General features: G+C 46.4%; 14 protein-coding genes. 5 read left to right on the forward strand and 9 right to left on the reverse strand.

Features of this window, described 5'->3' with window-relative positions; genetic code table 11:
• Positions 1-33 precede the first annotated feature (33 nt).
• The 4 genes from BOQ04_RS05205 to rsmA are packed head-to-tail and all read left to right on the forward strand — an operon-like array spanning position 34 to position 5,778.
• On the forward strand, positions 34-2,565 hold the full coding sequence (locus tag BOQ04_RS05205; RefSeq protein WP_076023700.1) for an LPS-assembly protein LptD: 2,532 nt from the start codon (positions 34-36) through the stop codon (positions 2,563-2,565).
• Positions 2,566-2,576: 11 nt separating this feature from the next.
• Positions 2,577-4,016, forward strand: coding sequence for a peptidylprolyl isomerase (locus tag BOQ04_RS05210; RefSeq protein WP_233126652.1), 1,440 nt, complete (start codon positions 2,577-2,579; stop codon positions 4,014-4,016).
• Positions 3,994-4,998 carry a 4-hydroxythreonine-4-phosphate dehydrogenase PdxA gene (gene pdxA, locus BOQ04_RS05215; protein ID WP_076023702.1) on the forward strand — a complete coding sequence of 335 codons (1,005 nt, stop codon included), beginning with the start codon at positions 3,994-3,996 and terminating at the stop codon, positions 4,996-4,998. The genes BOQ04_RS05210 and pdxA overlap by 23 nt, the downstream gene beginning before the upstream one ends.
• A 3-nt stretch (positions 4,999-5,001) precedes the next feature.
• Positions 5,002-5,778: a 16S rRNA (adenine(1518)-N(6)/adenine(1519)-N(6))-dimethyltransferase RsmA gene (gene rsmA / locus BOQ04_RS05220; RefSeq protein WP_076023849.1), complete on the forward strand. Its 777-nt coding sequence runs from the start codon at positions 5,002-5,004 to the stop codon at positions 5,776-5,778.
• Here the strand turns inward: rsmA and BOQ04_RS05225 are convergent.
• Genes BOQ04_RS05225 through BOQ04_RS05265 form a run of 9 tightly spaced genes read right to left on the reverse strand, consistent with a single transcriptional unit; the run spans position 5,767 to position 15,726 of the window.
• Positions 5,767-6,507 (reverse strand): lysophospholipid acyltransferase family protein, encoded by a 741-nt coding sequence (locus tag BOQ04_RS05225; RefSeq protein ID WP_076023703.1) that lies wholly within the window; start codon positions 6,505-6,507, stop codon positions 5,767-5,769. The genes rsmA and BOQ04_RS05225 overlap by 12 nt on opposite strands.
• Before the next feature lie 7 nt (positions 6,508-6,514).
• Positions 6,515-7,087 carry a D-glycero-beta-D-manno-heptose 1,7-bisphosphate 7-phosphatase gene (gene gmhB / locus BOQ04_RS05230; RefSeq protein ID WP_076023704.1) on the reverse strand — a complete coding sequence of 191 codons (573 nt, stop codon included), beginning with the start codon at positions 7,085-7,087 and terminating at the stop codon, positions 6,515-6,517.
• On the reverse strand, positions 7,084-9,222 hold the full coding sequence (gene glyS / locus BOQ04_RS05235) for a glycine--tRNA ligase subunit beta (protein ID WP_076023705.1): 2,139 nt from the start codon (positions 9,220-9,222) through the stop codon (positions 7,084-7,086). The genes gmhB and glyS overlap by 4 nt, the downstream gene beginning before the upstream one ends.
• A gap of 16 nt (positions 9,223-9,238) precedes the next feature.
• The gene (glyQ, locus tag BOQ04_RS05240) at positions 9,239-10,123 is read right to left on the reverse strand and encodes a glycine--tRNA ligase subunit alpha (protein WP_076023706.1); all 885 of its coding nucleotides are present in this window, start codon (positions 10,121-10,123) and stop codon (positions 9,239-9,241) included.
• Positions 10,124-10,172: 49 nt separating this feature from the next.
• Positions 10,173-11,681, reverse strand: a complete 1,509-nt coding sequence (gene lnt / locus BOQ04_RS05245) for an apolipoprotein N-acyltransferase (protein WP_076023707.1) — start codon at positions 11,679-11,681, stop codon at positions 10,173-10,175.
• Positions 11,682-11,701: 20 nt separating this feature from the next.
• On the reverse strand, positions 11,702-12,547 hold the full coding sequence (locus BOQ04_RS05250; RefSeq protein WP_076023708.1) for a CorC family transporter: 846 nt from the start codon (positions 12,545-12,547) through the stop codon (positions 11,702-11,704).
• Positions 12,548-12,598: 51 nt separating this feature from the next.
• Positions 12,599-13,069: an rRNA maturation RNase YbeY gene (gene ybeY, locus BOQ04_RS05255; RefSeq protein ID WP_076023709.1), complete on the reverse strand. Its 471-nt coding sequence runs from the start codon at positions 13,067-13,069 to the stop codon at positions 12,599-12,601.
• On the reverse strand, positions 13,059-14,405 hold the full coding sequence (gene miaB / locus BOQ04_RS05260; protein ID WP_076023710.1) for a tRNA (N6-isopentenyl adenosine(37)-C2)-methylthiotransferase MiaB: 1,347 nt from the start codon (positions 14,403-14,405) through the stop codon (positions 13,059-13,061). The genes ybeY and miaB overlap by 11 nt, the downstream gene beginning before the upstream one ends.
• A 58-nt stretch (positions 14,406-14,463) precedes the next feature.
• Entirely contained in the window at positions 14,464-15,726 is a 1,263-nt protein-coding gene (locus BOQ04_RS05265; protein WP_076023711.1) for a putative Na+/H+ antiporter, read from the reverse strand.
• 86 nt (positions 15,727-15,812) lie between these two features.
• Between BOQ04_RS05265 and BOQ04_RS05270 the strand changes: the two genes are divergently transcribed.
• Positions 15,813-16,220 (forward strand): rhodanese-like domain-containing protein, encoded by a 408-nt coding sequence (locus tag BOQ04_RS05270; protein WP_076023850.1) that lies wholly within the window; start codon positions 15,813-15,815, stop codon positions 16,218-16,220.
• Positions 16,221-16,225: the final 5 nt, after the last annotated feature.

The raw sequence follows: 16,225 nt of genomic DNA on the forward strand, positions 1-16,225 counted from the left end.
GGTCGATTCGTATAATAAGCTCGGTCTGCATCTATGAATCATTATCGCCGTCGCGCCGGTTTTTGCGCCCCTCTTTTTTTAGCTTTAGCCCCGCGCGTCATGATGGGGGTTGTAATGCTGCATTTTGCCCTTCCGGCAAATGCCCAGGCTCCTGCGCCTTTACCTCCAACGGCTCAATCTTTGGCAAATGCTGGCAACACCATTTTGATCCCGGATCGTGGGGAGGTGACAGTGCTCAAGCTGGACGATCAACTGCGTCTGGGTAAGCCAATTGAGGATGGTAAGGCGCTCACTTTTACTTCAAGTGATTCGATAGATGGTGTGGTGGATCGTGAGATGGTCTTGCGGGGGCGCGCACAGATTCGGCGCAATGGTGCGGTATTAAAAGCAGATGAAGTTCACTATGACCCCGATACGGATATTGCAGACTTAGTTGGCAATGCTGAAATGTCAAAAGGGAATGTCACCTTCAAGGGTCCGACTGCACAATTTAAGGTTGATGCTCGTGAAGGTGAAATGAAAACACCAAGTTACGAGTTGCGGGATAACCGTGCTACTGGTACTGCTGATAAATTAACCATTCAAAGCTCGGATATTTTTGTCTTTGATAATGCAACTTATTCGACCTGCACTCCTCAGAATTTAGACTGGTATTTTTCAGTTGATCGAATGGAGATTGATAACGAGCAAAAAGAAATGGTAGGCACTGGCGGTGTCTTGCATGTATTTGATGTACCCGTTGCCTATGTCCCTTATATAACAGCGCCCACTGCCAATCAACGGCGCTCAGGCATTCTGTCTCCAGTGGCTGGTTATAACTCCAATAATGGTTTTGATATAACGCAGCCCTATTATGTTGACATTGCCCCCAATCGAGATTTACTAGTTTTGCCTCGCTATATGTCTGACCGAGGATTGCAATTAGGCGGTCAGTACCGTTTCTTGGATCCTTCGTATGTTGGCACTTTGGCAGGTGATTACATGCATGACATCAAAACAGGCACTGATCGCTGGCGCTACGATTGGCAACAGCGTCAATTGTTTAGTGGAGCGATGGGGCCTGGAGGCGTACCTATGCCAGGTAGCTGGACAGGTTACGCCAATATAGCCCGCGTTTCTGATAGCGCATATCCTACCGATTTCTCGCAAAGTATTGCAGGAGTGGTTACCAGTCAGTTTCGCCAAGAGCTGGGGACATCGAAAGGTCTCACAGGAGATTTAAGCAATTGGATAGTTTCAGCAAAAGCCACTACCTTTCAGACTCTTCAGCCCGATCCGATCAATATTGTGCAAGCACCATACAACTTGCTGCCTAATATCACGGCATCCTATAACAATCGTTTAACGCCTACTGTAGCCGATCCTACAAGCAAGTATGTAGCCCTGCCATCTGGACCGACCAATACCTTTTCAGTGGATTTCTCACGCTTTCAGTACAACATTCAAGGTAATCTAGCGGCAACTGCGCCAGGCGCATATAGTCAAGCAGATAGAACTATTCTGCGTGGTGCCATGGCCTACCCTGAGATCACCCCTGGTTACTACATTACGCCTAAGATTAGTTTCCAGGCAAATAATTACAATGCAACTGCTCTCAACCCAGGCGCCGCCCCAGCGCAAGGATTTGTTTTGCCAACGTTTAGCGTGGATTCTGGCTTAGCATTTGAGCGTGATGCAGCTGAATTACATAGCTTCTTTGGGCGTGATATGGTGCTGACGATGGAGCCACGTGCTTTCTATGTTTATACGCCCTATCAAAATCAATCTAACACCCCTTTATTTGATACCGCTGATGGTGGTTATGGTTTGAGTCAAATATTTGCTGAAAATAATTTCATTGGCGGCGACCGAGTTGCCGATAATAATAAATTAACGATGGGTCTGACCAGTCGCATGTTAGAGGCTAGCTCTGGTGCCGAGCGCGCAGTCTTTACTTTGGCTCAGCGCCAAGAGTTTACTGGGCAAAAAGTCGGGCTCTATGGCACTGTAGTTGATCCGAGCACCTATTCTGATACATTAGGTGCGGCATCGGTGCGTTTGCTGGGTAACTTTAGTGCGGACGTATTTGCGGACTATAACGCGCAATTGAATCAGTTTGCGCAAACAACCTATGGTGCCAGTTGGCGACCAACCCCAGGCAGAAGTCTCAATATTGGCTATCAAACGCTCTGGACCCCGCCGACGGTAGCATCCCCGCAAAATAACGTACTCGCAGCACCTGCGGCCACCACGGTGAATCAGTACAACATTTCTGGGCAGTGGCCTATAACGCGTGAGATCTCCGTCGTGGGTCGGTGGGGATATGATGCCTTAACTTCAAAAACCCTTAATACATTGGCTGCTATGGAGTGGACTAGGGATTGTTGGACATTCAGGGCTGCCTATTCTCAGATCACTAACCCCACCCTAGTCACTCCTTTGACGACGCAAATTCTGTTTCAAGTCGAATTTAGGGGCTTTGGTAGCGTCGGCAGCAATCCAGTTGATATTATGAAGCTTAACGTACCTGGATATTTACCTACTTCTAAGCCAATACCACCATCAACATACGAGAACTATCAATGATGTTTTGCAGAATGCGATTTCAAGCGATGTTTGCCCTTACTGTATTTATGGGGCTATTTCTGTTGGGTAACACGAGCTTTGCTCAGGATGCTTCGAAAGCCGTTGCGCCATCAACGGACAACAAGACTCGCAATATTAACGGGGTAGCGGCTGTCGTAAATACCGGCTTCATCACGCGTAAGGATATTGACGATCGAATTGCAGAACTTCAGAAGCAGGGAGTAAAACTGCCTGAGGGAGTGAACTTAAGAAAAGCCATCTTAGATCGCCTCATTATTGAAAAAATTCAACTCCAAAATGCTGAGGAGCTTGGAGTTACTGTTTCAGATAAAGAGTTGGATAAGATTATTGCGGACATGGCCGTAAAAAATAAACTCACTTTGGCGGAATTTAAAGAGAAGGCAGGCGCAACTGCCGGTAGTTTTTCTAAGTACAGGAAAATGCTGCGCGAAAACATACTGGTTTCTCGCTATCGTGAGCATGAGGTGGATGCAAAAATTACGATTTCAGAAGCTGAGATTGATAACTTTATTGCTGAGCGTAATCGTGCGATGGCTCAGCCCGCACCTCAACCCTCCAGACCTGCTGCAAAAGGTGAGTTGGAAGAAATTGATGTCGCTCAAATTTTTGTGCCAGTTGATCCTGCAGATGGCCCAAAGGCTCAGGCTGATGCGAAGAAGCAGGCCGATGCTTTATTGCGTGAAGGTCGAAGCAAGGCGGACTTCCTGCAGTTGGGTGCAACTGCAGCAAAGGAAAATCCAAAAATTAAATTTCAGGAAATGGGGTATCGCACTCCTGATCACATCCCTCAATTATTTAATGACGCCATCAAAAACGTTCCTAGTGGCCAACTGCCTAGTGCAGTTGTAAAAAGCCCCGCTGGTTATCATGTACTCAAAGTGTTGGATCGTCGTGCGGCAGTTGCTGCGCAATCCCCCCAGGCGGTTGCTGCACCAGCAGTCACCACCACACCAAAAAATATTATGATCACCCAGACCTTGGCGCGTCATATTTTGTTGCGTCAACGTGCTGGCCTCAGCGATCAGGATGCTGAAAGACGTTTAGCTGGCTATCGTGACCAAGTGCGTGCTAAAACAGCTGACTTTGGTGAGTTAGCAAAAAAATATTCCGAAGATGGATCCGCTCAAAATGGTGGAGAGCTTGGTTGGATGGGGCCTGGTGAGCTGGTTCCGGAGTTTGAGCAAACCATGAATCGTTTACAAATTGGCGAAGTGAGTAACCCTGTCAAAACCCAATTTGGTTGGCATCTCATTCAGGTATTAGAGCGACGCGAAACGGAATTGACTGTGGATAAGCAGCGTGAATTTGCTAAAGCAGCTATTCGTTCGAAAAAAATGGATCAGGCTTACGAAGATTGGGTGAATGAATTGCGCGATACGGCTACTGTCAAAATCCTTAACTTAGACGATGCAGCAAAAAGCAGCCGTTAATTTAGTGATTAGTTCCGGCGAGCCAGCCGGAGTTGGTCCAGAGGTATCTTTGGCTGCTGCTTTACATTTTCTTGATGAGCGGCCAAATGTCAATCTGACAATATTAGGTGATCCAAGTCTATTAAAGATCTCAGAAGCGCTTCCCTTAAGTCTTGCTGCGCGCCTTCAGATCGAGCCAATTGAACTCATTGAGGCGGTAGTTCCAGGCAAGCTCAATAGCAAGAATGCAGCCTATGTATTGAAGATGCTCGATACTGCTATTGATGCCTGCCTTGAGGGACGTTTTGATGGCATGGTAACTGCTCCATTACAAAAGAGTGTGATCAATCTTGCGGGAACGCCATTTAGTGGCCATACCGAGTACCTGGCTGAGCGCAGTCGAGTGGGGCATGTAGTAATGATGTTATCTGCACCCCTACCAATTGGATTTTTAGGTTTGCTAACCCCAAGAGATTTGCGGGTTGCTTTAGTGACAACCCATTTGCCTTTAAAAGCAGTGCCTAGTGCACTCACACTTGATCTAGTTTTGGAGACCATTCAAGTAGTTGCACGTGACTTGCATCAGCGTTTTGGGATTGCTCAGCCCGTCATCCGTGTGGCCGGTTTAAATCCTCACGCTGGTGAATCTGGCTATTTAGGGCGAGAAGAAATTGAATGCATTACCCCAGCGATAAAGGCTGCACAGGCTGCTGGTATTGCTGTAACTGGCCCTTATCCGGGGGACACCATGTTCGATACTGCTGCATTAAATACAGTGGATGCTTTTATTGCGATGTATCACGATCAAGGCTTGGCGCCATTTAAATTTGTGACATTTGGTGGTGGTGTCAATGTCACTTTAGGCCTGCCTATTATTCGTACCTCAGTGGATCATGGCACTGCCTTAGATATTGCAGGCAAAGGTATGGCAGATTCCAGAAGTATGTTGGAGGCTTTACGTTTAGCTTATCAATTGGCCCTTAATCAAAAGAAAAATTCATAAATGATGCATCAGGCTCGCAAACGTTTTGGACAAAATTTCTTACAAGATGCAGGCGTCATTTATTCAATCGTATCTTTAATTAACCCTCAGTCCGATACGCATCTCATTGAAATTGGTCCGGGTCTAGGTGCGTTAACAAGGCCCTTGCTCAGTAATGTGGAGCAACTCGATTTATTGGAGATTGACCGAGATTTAGTAGCCTTCTGGAATCAGCAAAATTTAAGTGGACTGAAGGTCATTGAAGGAGATGCCCTCACATTTGATTTCTTGGGGTGGGCGACAGATCGTCCTACTGGAAGTGGGCTCTGTAAAGTAGTGGGTAATCTGCCATATAACATTTCTTCCCCATTGTTATTTCATTTAGTGTCTGCTGCTAATGTGATTGATGAGCAAGTTTTTATGTTGCAGGCAGAGGTAGTTGAGCGCATGGTAGCAGACGCAGGAAGCTCAGATTTCAGTCGTCTATCGGTCATGTTACAGGCACGCTATCACATGGAGCAGGTGTTAGAAGTGCCACCCGAGGCCTTTGATCCGCAGCCTAAGGTCAATTCTGCTGTAGTACGAATGATTCCAAGGGCCGACTTTAATTTAAGTGCGACACAGTGGAGCGCTTTGGAGAAGGTGGTTGCAGCAGCGTTCTCGCAAAGAAGAAAAATGCTGCGCACTAACTTGCAAACTTATTCTGAAAAACTGGCTCTCACTGAGCTTGAGTTAAAAGCTAGGGCACAAGATATATCGGTAGATCGATATATTGAGTGGGCAAAAATCTTAGCTGTCTGAGTAGGCGCTCGGATCAATCACCCGCATTTCATTCTCAATCCAGCTTTCAACTTCTTGATGGAGTTGACCGCCAGTTTTACCAGCCGATGAAATAGCGGGGCCGATTGAGAAAATCACAGTGCCAGGTTTTTTTAGAAAACGATTCTTCGGCCAGCATCTACCTGCATTATGCGCAATTGGGATGACAAAGGCTTCGGTTGCACTAGCCAGTCTGGCGCCACCTTTGCTATAAGGTTTATGAGTACCTGTGGCTGTTCTAGTGCCTTCAGGAAATAACATGATCCATTTGCCTTCGGCCAAACGCTTGCGACCTTGATTGGCAACCGAGATGGCTGCAGTTTCTTTACTCGAGCGATTGATGTGAATCATCTTTAGTAAAGCTAAGGCCCAGCCAAAAAAAGGAATCCAAAGCAATTCACGCTTAAAAACAAAACAAAGTTGTTTCGGTAGCAGGGCAATGTAGGCAATGGTTTCGTAGGCTGACTGATGTTTGCTTAAAACTACTACTGGCTGGTCAAGCATTGCGTTCATATGCTGCATGCCGCGGATCTCATAACGAATATGGCAAAGGTGCCATAGCAGCCAAATAACCACCTTATTCCAGAGGCCGATAAAGCGATAGCGATTTTCTGGGTTCAGAAATGGAAAAGCAATAAAACACAGCACCGACCAAATGGGGGTGAAGATCACCAAAAAAATAGCGAATAGGATGGAGCGTAAATAAATCATTTGTGTTTTAAGACTTCGTTCCTAAGAGTGTATTCGTAAAGGCCAGTAGATCTTGATGAATTTCAGTGCCCTCTGGTAGACCCCCTTTTGACAGGGTTTTCTGGCCTTTGCCAGTGAGCACTAAATGGGGTGAGGCACCCAATGCTACCCCTGCCTGTAAATCTCGCAATGAATCTCCAACGATTGGTACGCCTGAGAGTGGGCTGTCACTGTCATTTTTTTTGTAATGTAGCGCTATTTGTTTCATGAGTCCTGGTAAGGGCTTTCGGCAATCACATTGCTGGGCATCGGTATGGGGACAGAAGAAAATACTATCTATCTGACCACCTAAAGGCTGCAGTAATTTTTCCATTTTGTTATGCATAGCATCCAGATCATTCATACCAAAGAAACCCCTTGCTATACCGGATTGATTGGTGGCAATAGCGATTTGATAGCCCGCATGATTGAGTAGGGCAATTGCTTCTAAGCTGCCTAGAAGCGGAATCCACTCATCACTGGATTTAACGTAGTCATCCCGATCCTCATTAATCACCCCGTCGCGATCGAGAATGATTAATTTATTGGTGTTACTACTCATGCTAATTTGCCGAGGTCGGCAATCAGATTCATTTTTTGGTGCAGTTGTTGCAGGAGTGCTAAGCGGTTATCGCGCAGCTCTGGATTGGGGTCCATTACCATGACATCAGCGAAGAATTGGTCAATAGGTTGGCTCAGCGCCACTAGTGCTTTTAAGAGCTCTACAAATTGGCGCTGTTCATAGGCTAATGAGAGGGCTGGGCTGATATTTTCTAGGGCCTGATAGAGCGCGATCTCTGCCGGATTGTGCAAAAGGGCTTTGGAGCACATGGCAGGTATTGCAGTCGTTGTTTTCTTTAAGATGTTGCTGATGCGCTTATTAGCTGCTGCTAATTGGCTTGCTTCAGTCAGAGCATTGAATTCACGCAAGGCAATTAAGCGATCAATGAGGTCATTTAACTGGGTAGGAGATTGAGAAAGTACGGCATCAATTTCAGCGCTAGTAAATGGCTTGCCCCCAACAGATTGATCTTTCAGGTAAGCACGCAAGCGATCCAGAATAAAGACATAGATGTCCTCAGCCTTGGCTTTTTCTTGTACGTCTTTTTGGGGAAACTGCGCTTTTGCAAGCTCAATGAGTTTAGGTAGATGGAGAGCAAGATTTTTTTCTAGCAAGAGGCGGCAAATACCTAGCGCATGACGACGTAGGGCGTACGGATCTTTATCACCGGTTGGCGCTAAGCCTACTCCCCAAATGCCAACCAATGTTTCCAACTTATCGGCAATGGCCAAGATCGAGCCTGTTTGGGTTGTCGGCAATGCATCTCCTGCAAAGCGGGGCATATAGTGCTCACTGCATGCGCTGGCTACTTCTGTATCCTCGCCATCGTGGGTGGCGTAGTAGCGCCCCATGATGCCTTGTAATTCTGGGAACTCACCCACCATATCGGTCAGCAAATCAGTCTTAGCAATTTCCGCTGCACGATTAGCTAATTTGTCATCCACACCCAATTGTGTTGCGATTCCGCTAGCAATGGCTTGCACGCGCAGGGTGCGATCTAATTGATTGCCGAGTTGATTGTGATAGACCACTTTACCCAGGTCCGCTACCCGCGCTGCGAGCGTACGCTTTTGATCTTGCTGAAAGAAAAAGCGCGCATCTGAAAGGCGGGGGCGCACAACGCGCTCATTACCAGAAATAATCGCTGCAGGTTTATCGGTTTGAATATTAGAAACAATTAAAAAACGATTGCGTAGCTTGCCTTGTTTATCCGTCAATGCAAAATACTTTTGATTGGTTTGCATAGTAAGGATCAGGCATTCCTGAGGTACTTCTAAGAATTCATTATCGAAATGGCACTCGTAAATAGCTGGCCACTCTACCAGGGCTGTTACTTCATCTAGTAGGCTATCAGGCATCAATACCAAATCATCGCCAGCCGCTTTTAATAGAGCAGTTTCAATAAATTGACGACGCTTGTTAAAGCTAGGCAATATTTTGGCATCCGCTTGCAAAGCAGATTCATATTGATCTGCTGATGCAATGGTGATGACGCCAGGGGCTAAGAAGCGGTGACCTTCAGTTTGATTGCTTGCATTAATTCCTAATGCGCTGATATTCAAAGAGTGATTGCCATGTAAGGCAATGATGCGATGAGCAGGACGCGCAAATTGAACATCAGCAAGTGCACCATTTTTTTGGAGCACTTGGTAGTGCATCATCTTGGCAATCGGTAGCTTATTCAAAGTTTGAATCAGTGCAGTTTGGGCCAAATCTTGCAGGGAGGCACCTTTGGCGGTGATATTGAGGTAGAGCGCTTCGTTCTTACCTTCACCTGATTTTTCTAGGGTGGCGATATCAATATCCGCATAGCCAAGTGCGCTTAATTTTTTGAGTAAAGGGGCAGTTGGTTTGCCATCAGCATCAAAGGCAATACTGGTGGGCAATAATTTTTCTCTTACAGGGTAATCTGGGGCTTGACTCAGGACATGGCTAATATGCACTGCCAAGCGACGTGGTGTTGCATAACTGGTCACGATGGAATCGTCACCTGCTAAACCAGCATGCTTTAGGTGGCTGTAAATACCTTCGCTAAATGCATCACCTAAGCGGCGCAATGATTTTGGAGGCAGTTCCTCAGTAAATACTTCAATCAACAAATTGGCTGATGGGGAAAGCGTATTGGGTGTACTCATATTTAGATGGCGGTGCTTAAGCGATAGCTTTGGGTTGGCACATTGGGAATCCCAGCTTTTCTCGAGATTCAAAGTAAGCTTGTGCAACTGCGCGGGAGAGATTCCGAATACGGCCAATATAGGCTGCACGTTCGGTAACGGAGATTGCGCCGCGTGCATCAAGCAAATTGAAGGTATGCGCTGCTTTTAAAACCATTTCATAAGCTGGTAATGCCAAAGGTACTTCCATGAGGCGCTTAGCTTCGCTCTCATAGTTTGAGAAGTTTGCAAATAACAAATCAGTATTGGAATGTTCGAAGTTGTAGCAAGACTGCTCTACTTCGTTCTGGTGATACACATCACCATAGGTAATGCCATCGGCCCACACAAGATCGTAGACGTTAGAGCAGTTTTGGATATACATGGCCAAGCGCTCAATACCGTAAGTAATTTCGCCCAGTACCGGCTTGCAATCTAAACCACCTACTTGCTGGAAGTAGGTAAATTGGGTTACTTCCATGCCGTTCAGCCAAACTTCCCAGCCCAGTCCCCAGGCGCCTAAAGTAGGGTTCTCCCAGTCGTCCTCAACAAAACGCACATCGTTTTCTTTGAGATCTAAGCCCAAGGCGGCCAATGAACCTAGGTACAGTTCAAGAATATTTTCGGGTGCTGGCTTAAGCACAACCTGATATTGGTAGTAGTGCTGCAAGCGATTTGGGTTCTCGCCATAGCGCCCATCTTTGGGTCGACGCGATGGCTGGACATAGGCTGCTTTCCAAGGCTCTGGGCCGATAGCGCGTAAGAAGGTGGCTGTATGAGATGTACCGGCACCGACCTCGAGATCGATAGGTTGCAAAAGGGCGCAACCTTGTTGGTCCCAGTAGTCTTGAAGTTTGAGAATGATTTGCTGAAATGTGAGCATGATTAACCTAGCTAAGCCATTGATTTTACATGGCTAAGACAGCAAAGCTTTAAAAGCGTTTTTGCCGAATAAAGCCTAAAACAAGCAGAAGGCAAGCCAAACTCAAAATAGGGGCATTACCCCAGCGGACATAAGGCGTTTTGCCGCTGTAGGCCTGTAATTTTGCGCTTAAGGTCGCTTGGGTAAATTGCGGTAGTTCCGCTAAAACCCGACCATCAGGACCTAAAACTGCTGTCACCCCGGTATTAGTGGCTCTGAGTGCCGGTAAACCAGTCTCAAGAGAGCGCAACTGGGAAAGGCGTAATTGCTGGGTAGGGGCCTGAGAAGCTCCAAACCAGGCTAAATTGGTCATATTAATTAATAGGTTGGCTTCTTGATCTGAATTGCGCAGGCGAGTTGCCAACTCACCGCCAAATACATCCTCATAGCAAATCGTAATGGCTGCATAAAGCGGTTCTTCATTCTGTCTGGCGATACGGAATAGGGGTTGATTGGTGGGGCCGCGTGCGAAATCACTTAAGGGCACGCTAAATGCATTCACGAACCAGCGAAAGCCCGGTGGGATGAATTCTCCAAAGGGCACAAGGTGGGATTTGTCATAGCGATAAGGTGGGTTGTGATCACTCAGTCCAAGTGCGCGATTTGAAAACTCTCGGCCATCAGGCGGATTTTCATGGTAACCAATCGCCCCAAATAGAAGGGTACTGTGGTTTTCATTGGCTAAGTCTTGTAAACGATCTAAGGTGCCTATGGGCAGGCTCATTTCAGGCCAGGGAAGCGAAGTCTCTGGCGAGACAACCAGCTGGGCCTGTGAATGGATCATTGCATTTTCATAAAACTGTATTTGCCTAAACATACCTTCACGACTAAAGACAAGGTGTTGGGCAAAGTTTCCTTGAATCAGTTCAATGCTGAGGGGTTCGCCGGTTGGCTTGGTAAAAGCCCACAAACCTGGGAGCTGTGAAAGTACTGTAAGGCTGAGAGCAAAAACCAGGAGTCCACGTACATTTTTTCGTAATTGCAATAGTTGCCAGGAGCTCAACACGACAAAGAAGGTACAACCCAAGCCCCCTAAATATGGAGCGATGGATGCAAAGGGTCCATGTACCTGTGTTTCGGCAAGTCCGAGCCAGGGAAATCCAGTAAATAAAACGTTGCGCACATACTCAGCCAGTACCCAGCTAGCCCCAAGAATTAAACCTAAGATGGGTGATTTTCTGTAATAGAAAATAGGCAAGCAGGCGAGTACAAAAAATAATGTTGTGTAAGAGGAGAGTAAGAACACTGCAGCAGCGGAAAGGATGGGGTTCATCCCTCCAACATCATGCAGGCTGATATAGATCCACCACAGTCCGCACACGAAATACCCGAGCGCAAAGGAGGCCGATGCCGTAAGGTGAGTTTTAAGTGAGATTGCTGGTAACTTAGCTAATTGCCAAAAAATAAAACCCAAAATAGGAATTTGTAGCCAGCCACCAAGAGGCAACTCGGCAGCCCCCGCCAAGATTGCACCTGAGATAAACAGGGTGATCAATGTTGTGGTGAGTTTGTGCTTCATGAACTGCCCATCTAGCGAGCTCAATCTGGGTTAACTTTTTTAGGAATCTGCCGAGCCAACAAGATGTGAATTTGGCGCGGATCAGCTCGCTGCACTTCAAATGCAATCCCATCCATCTCAATGAGTTCACCCATCTTTGGTACACGACCAAGATGCTGAATGACTAAGCCAGCCACAGTTTCAATGCCATCATCTTGGAAGTTGGTTCCCAGCATCTCATTAAATTGCTCAAGCTCCGTGATGCCTTTTACACGGATATCACCATTGTCTAAGGCAATCAGGTTATCGGCCTCTTCATCAATGTCATGCTCGTCTTCTATGTCGCCCACGATTTGCTCTAGAACATCTTCAATCGTAATAATTCCTGCAACGCCGCTATATTCATCAACCACAATTGCTAGGTGATTGCGATTGTCTTTAAAGTCACGCAAGAGCACGCTCAGACGCTTTGATTCGGGAATAAATACTGCAGGTCGCAACCAGTCGCGTACTTGAAAATCTTCCTCGCTCGAATGGCGCAATAAGTCTTTTGCCAGTAAGGTTCCAATCACATTGTCTCGGCTGCCGTCGAATACTGGAAAGCGCGAGTGCGCTGCTGCAATCACATTTTTAATGATTTCGCTAAGGGGTAGATTGATATCGATCCAATCAATTTGGGCGCGTGGCACCAAAATATCACGAGCACATAATTGCCCCACTTGAAACACACCCTCAATCATCGAGAGTGCATCAACATCAATCAGCCCTTCCGTTTGGGCCTCTCTGAGAGTGTGAATGAGCTCTTGGCGACGCTCTGCTGCGCTGGTGGGTTGAGGCGTTAGAAACTCAGTCAGTCGTTCTAGTAGGGATTTAGCGGGGTCAGGCATCTTGGAAGAATAGCTTAGAAATAGGTTAACTTGATGAAAGGCGATGGCTTCTTAGATGGCAAGGGGTAAATAGGGGTTTGTAAAACCCAAATCTCGCAGAATCTTGATTTCCAGCTTTTCCATCTTCAAAGCTTCGCGATCATGCTCATGGTCATGGCCTTGAGCATGGAGACAGCCATGAATCACCAAGTGGGCGAGATGCGCTTTGAGGGTTTTTTGTTGCTCTCGAGCTTCTTTCTGAATGACGGGTAGGCAAAGAACAATGTCAGCTAGCAACTCTTTTTTGGAAAGCTCGTATGGAAAGGTCAAAACATTCGTTGCTTTATCTTTATTCCGAAATGCACTATTGAGTTTTTTGCCTTCTGCCGCATTGACAAAGCGCAAGGTGATCAATCCAGAAAGTTTGCAAGCCTGCTGTACCCACTTTTTCATCAGCGTAGTGGAGATAACTTGGGTTAATTTTTTCTCAAGTGCGGGGCTACCATATTGAATTTCAATAGCAAGTTTGGCTTCAGTTTTCATAGGCAAGAGCTGGCTCACCGCGCAGGGTGTAATTGAGAACCTCGGTAATGTTAACGTCGATCATTTGGCCAATCCATGAGTCGATATTGTTTGTAGGAGCAGCAATATGAATGACGCGATTGTTGGCTGAGCGACCTTGCAGATTTACACCATCTTTTGCGAGACCTTCAATTAAGATTTTTTCTGCATTACCGAGCATCCCTTTGCTGATGGCAGTCGCTTGCGATTCGACTAAAGCCAGCAAAGTTTGTAGACGCTTTAGCTTCACTTCATAAGGAGTGTCATCAGCTAAGTTTGCGGCGGGTGTGCCAGGGCGCGGGCTAAAGATAAAGCAAAAGCTATTGTCGAACTGAAGCTCTTGCACCATCTTTAATAATTTTTCGAAATCGGCCTCTGTCTCGCCAGGAAAGCCCACAATGAAATCACTCGATAGAGTAAGGTCTGGTCGGACTGCACGCATTTTGCGGATGATGCTTTTATATTCCAATGCCGTATATCCACGCTTCATTGCTGAAAGAATGGTGTCCGACCCATGTTGCACAGGTAAGTGGAGGTGGCTGACTAACTTCGGCACTTTGGCATACACATCAATTAAGCGTTGCGTAAATTCTTTTGGGTGGCTGGTAGTAAACCGAATGCGCTCTACCCCAGGAATCTCTGCAATGTATTCAATTAGCAAGGCAAAGTCAGCGATCTCTTCTGTGCCACCCATCTTACCCAAATATGCATTGACGTTTTGACCAAGCAGCACAATTTCTTTAACGCCTTGCGCTGCTAGTCCTGCTACTTCAGTGAGTACATCATCGAATGGGCGTGAGACTTCTTCCCCACGAGTGTATGGAACCACGCAGTAACTGCAATATTTAGAGCAACCTTCCATGATCGATACATAAGCCGACCCCTTAGTTTGGCGAGAAGCGGGCAGGTGATCAAACTTTTCAATTTCAGGAAAAGAAATATCTATTTGAGGTACGCCGGTCTTTTGACGATCGGCAATTAAATCGGCGAGGCGATGCAATGTTTGGGGACCAAAAACGACGTCAACATAGGGTGCTCGGCTAATAATTTGCTGACCCTCTTGACTGGCTACGCAGCCACCAACGCCAATCAGTAAATGAGGCTTTGTTTTTTTCAGTTCACGCAAGCGCCCCAGATCTGAAAATACTTTGTCTTCTGCTTTTTCGCGAATTGAGCAGGTATTAAGTAGAACAATATCTGCATCCTCGGGGGTGTCGGTTGTTTCCATACCAGAATCAGCATGGAGGAGGTCGGCCATTTTTCCCGAGTCGTACTCGTTCATTTGACAGCCGAAGGTTTTGATATAGAGCTTTTTCATATGCCGTTCTCAGGTTTATAGCTGGGGGCCAAGCTCAGATTTTACGTGATAAGCACTCTTACATGAGGCGGTAAACCAAAATCGTCACGATAGTAGGGGGCAAAGCGGCTAGCAAGAGCAGGCTTGCTGAAACCGCAGCGTTAGGAAAGTAGTTGCGCAAAATGGCAATTCCTGCAGGATTTGGGGCATTGGCGATCACTGTGAGTCCGCCGCCTGCAACTGCCCCTCCGACTAAGGCAAGCTTAAATTCAGCAGAAGTACCAGTAACCAGAGAGCCTAAATAAGTCAGCGCAGCATTATCTGTAATGGCCGTTAAAGCCATACTGCCATAAAACACAGCAGTTGGGCTCATGTTTTCTAGGATGGGTTGCAGCCACCAACTTTGGAGCGCGCCTAACACTACTAGGCCTGCAAGGAAGAATCCAACCAAGAGAGCCTCTTTCAAAATCAGGCGACTCTGAAATTTTGGATAGGCAGTGGTGTAGCCGATAAAAAAGAGTAGGAGCCACATAAAAATCACTGGATCATGGGCAAAGTAAACCACGCCAAATAAAAATAATAGGTGAATCAAAATCACCGTTAGAGGTATCTGCGCAGTGTGATCCCCTGTTTCTGGTGCAATCAGTTGCTTATGAAACAGGAGGGTAATTGCAAATGCATTAATAAAAATAGCAATGATTGACTCTAGGCCAAAATGAGCAAACATGAATGCCGAACTCCATTCCCAGGCTGTGGCAACCATGAGTACAGGAGGCGCGGCAAAATTAGTGAGCGTGCCGCCAATAGAGATGTTTACAAATAAAACACCCAATGTGCCAAACAGTAAAGCCTTTGAGCATTGATGGCGATATACCAGGTCACGTAATAGGAACGCTGCCAAAGTCATGGCGGCAGGTTCTGTAATGAGGGAGCCAAGCAGCGGGGTAATAAATAGGGTTAGAAAATAGAGCGTAGGCGCTTTTTTGGTACGCAAAACTAATTGAATGACTCTTGAGAAGCCATATAAGATTTGTGTAGCTGCTTGTAGTATGGGTTTGCTGCCAGCCACAATCATGATCGCAAATACAAAGAGGGGTTCTGTGTAATTGCGGGTGTTTAAATAGTGCTTCGCAGTCGATAAATCATCAACAAAGCAGATGTATATGGCAAGAACAGCTGCCCAGAATCCAAAAACGATTTCGACTTCACCCAGCAAGTGCCATAAGCCGGCATGTCTGGGTGATTTGCTGGCCAGGGTTTCAAAATAACCAGTACAGAAGGTGTGTATGACGGCAATAGCAAAAATAATACTGGCGCCAAGTTCAGTCGGGGTAAAGTTCATAAAGGCATAGTATCAGGAGCAAGGTTTAGGTAAATAACCTTATGATTTATCAAACATTAATGAAGCTATCAGCAATGGAGACAAAAGTGAAATTAAAAGTAGGCTATCAAGATTTGATTGCGCGTGCAATGGCAAATATTGAAACGGTACCGCTCTCGCAGGCGCAGGAACTTTTGAATGATGAAAACACGGTTTTTGTAGATATTCGCGATGTGCGAGAGCTTGAACGTGAGGGCATGATTCCAAACGCTTTGCATGCACCGCGTGGCATGCTCGAATTTTGGGTTGATCCAGATAGCCCATACTACAAACCCATTTTTGGTGAAGGCAAGCGCTTGGTGTTGTATTGCGCTTCCGCATGGAGATCTGCGCTAGCAACTGCAACACTCCAGGAGATGGGGGTACCTCATATTTGCCATCTTGAGGGTGGGTTCTCTGCCTGGAAGAAAGCAGAACTACCAACTGCAGCCAAAGCTGAAAAAGCAAAAGGATAAATTCA

The sequence above is a fragment of the Polynucleobacter sphagniphilus genome (assembly GCF_001953355.1).
GTDB lineage: Bacteria > Pseudomonadota > Gammaproteobacteria > Burkholderiales > Burkholderiaceae > Polynucleobacter > Polynucleobacter sphagniphilus.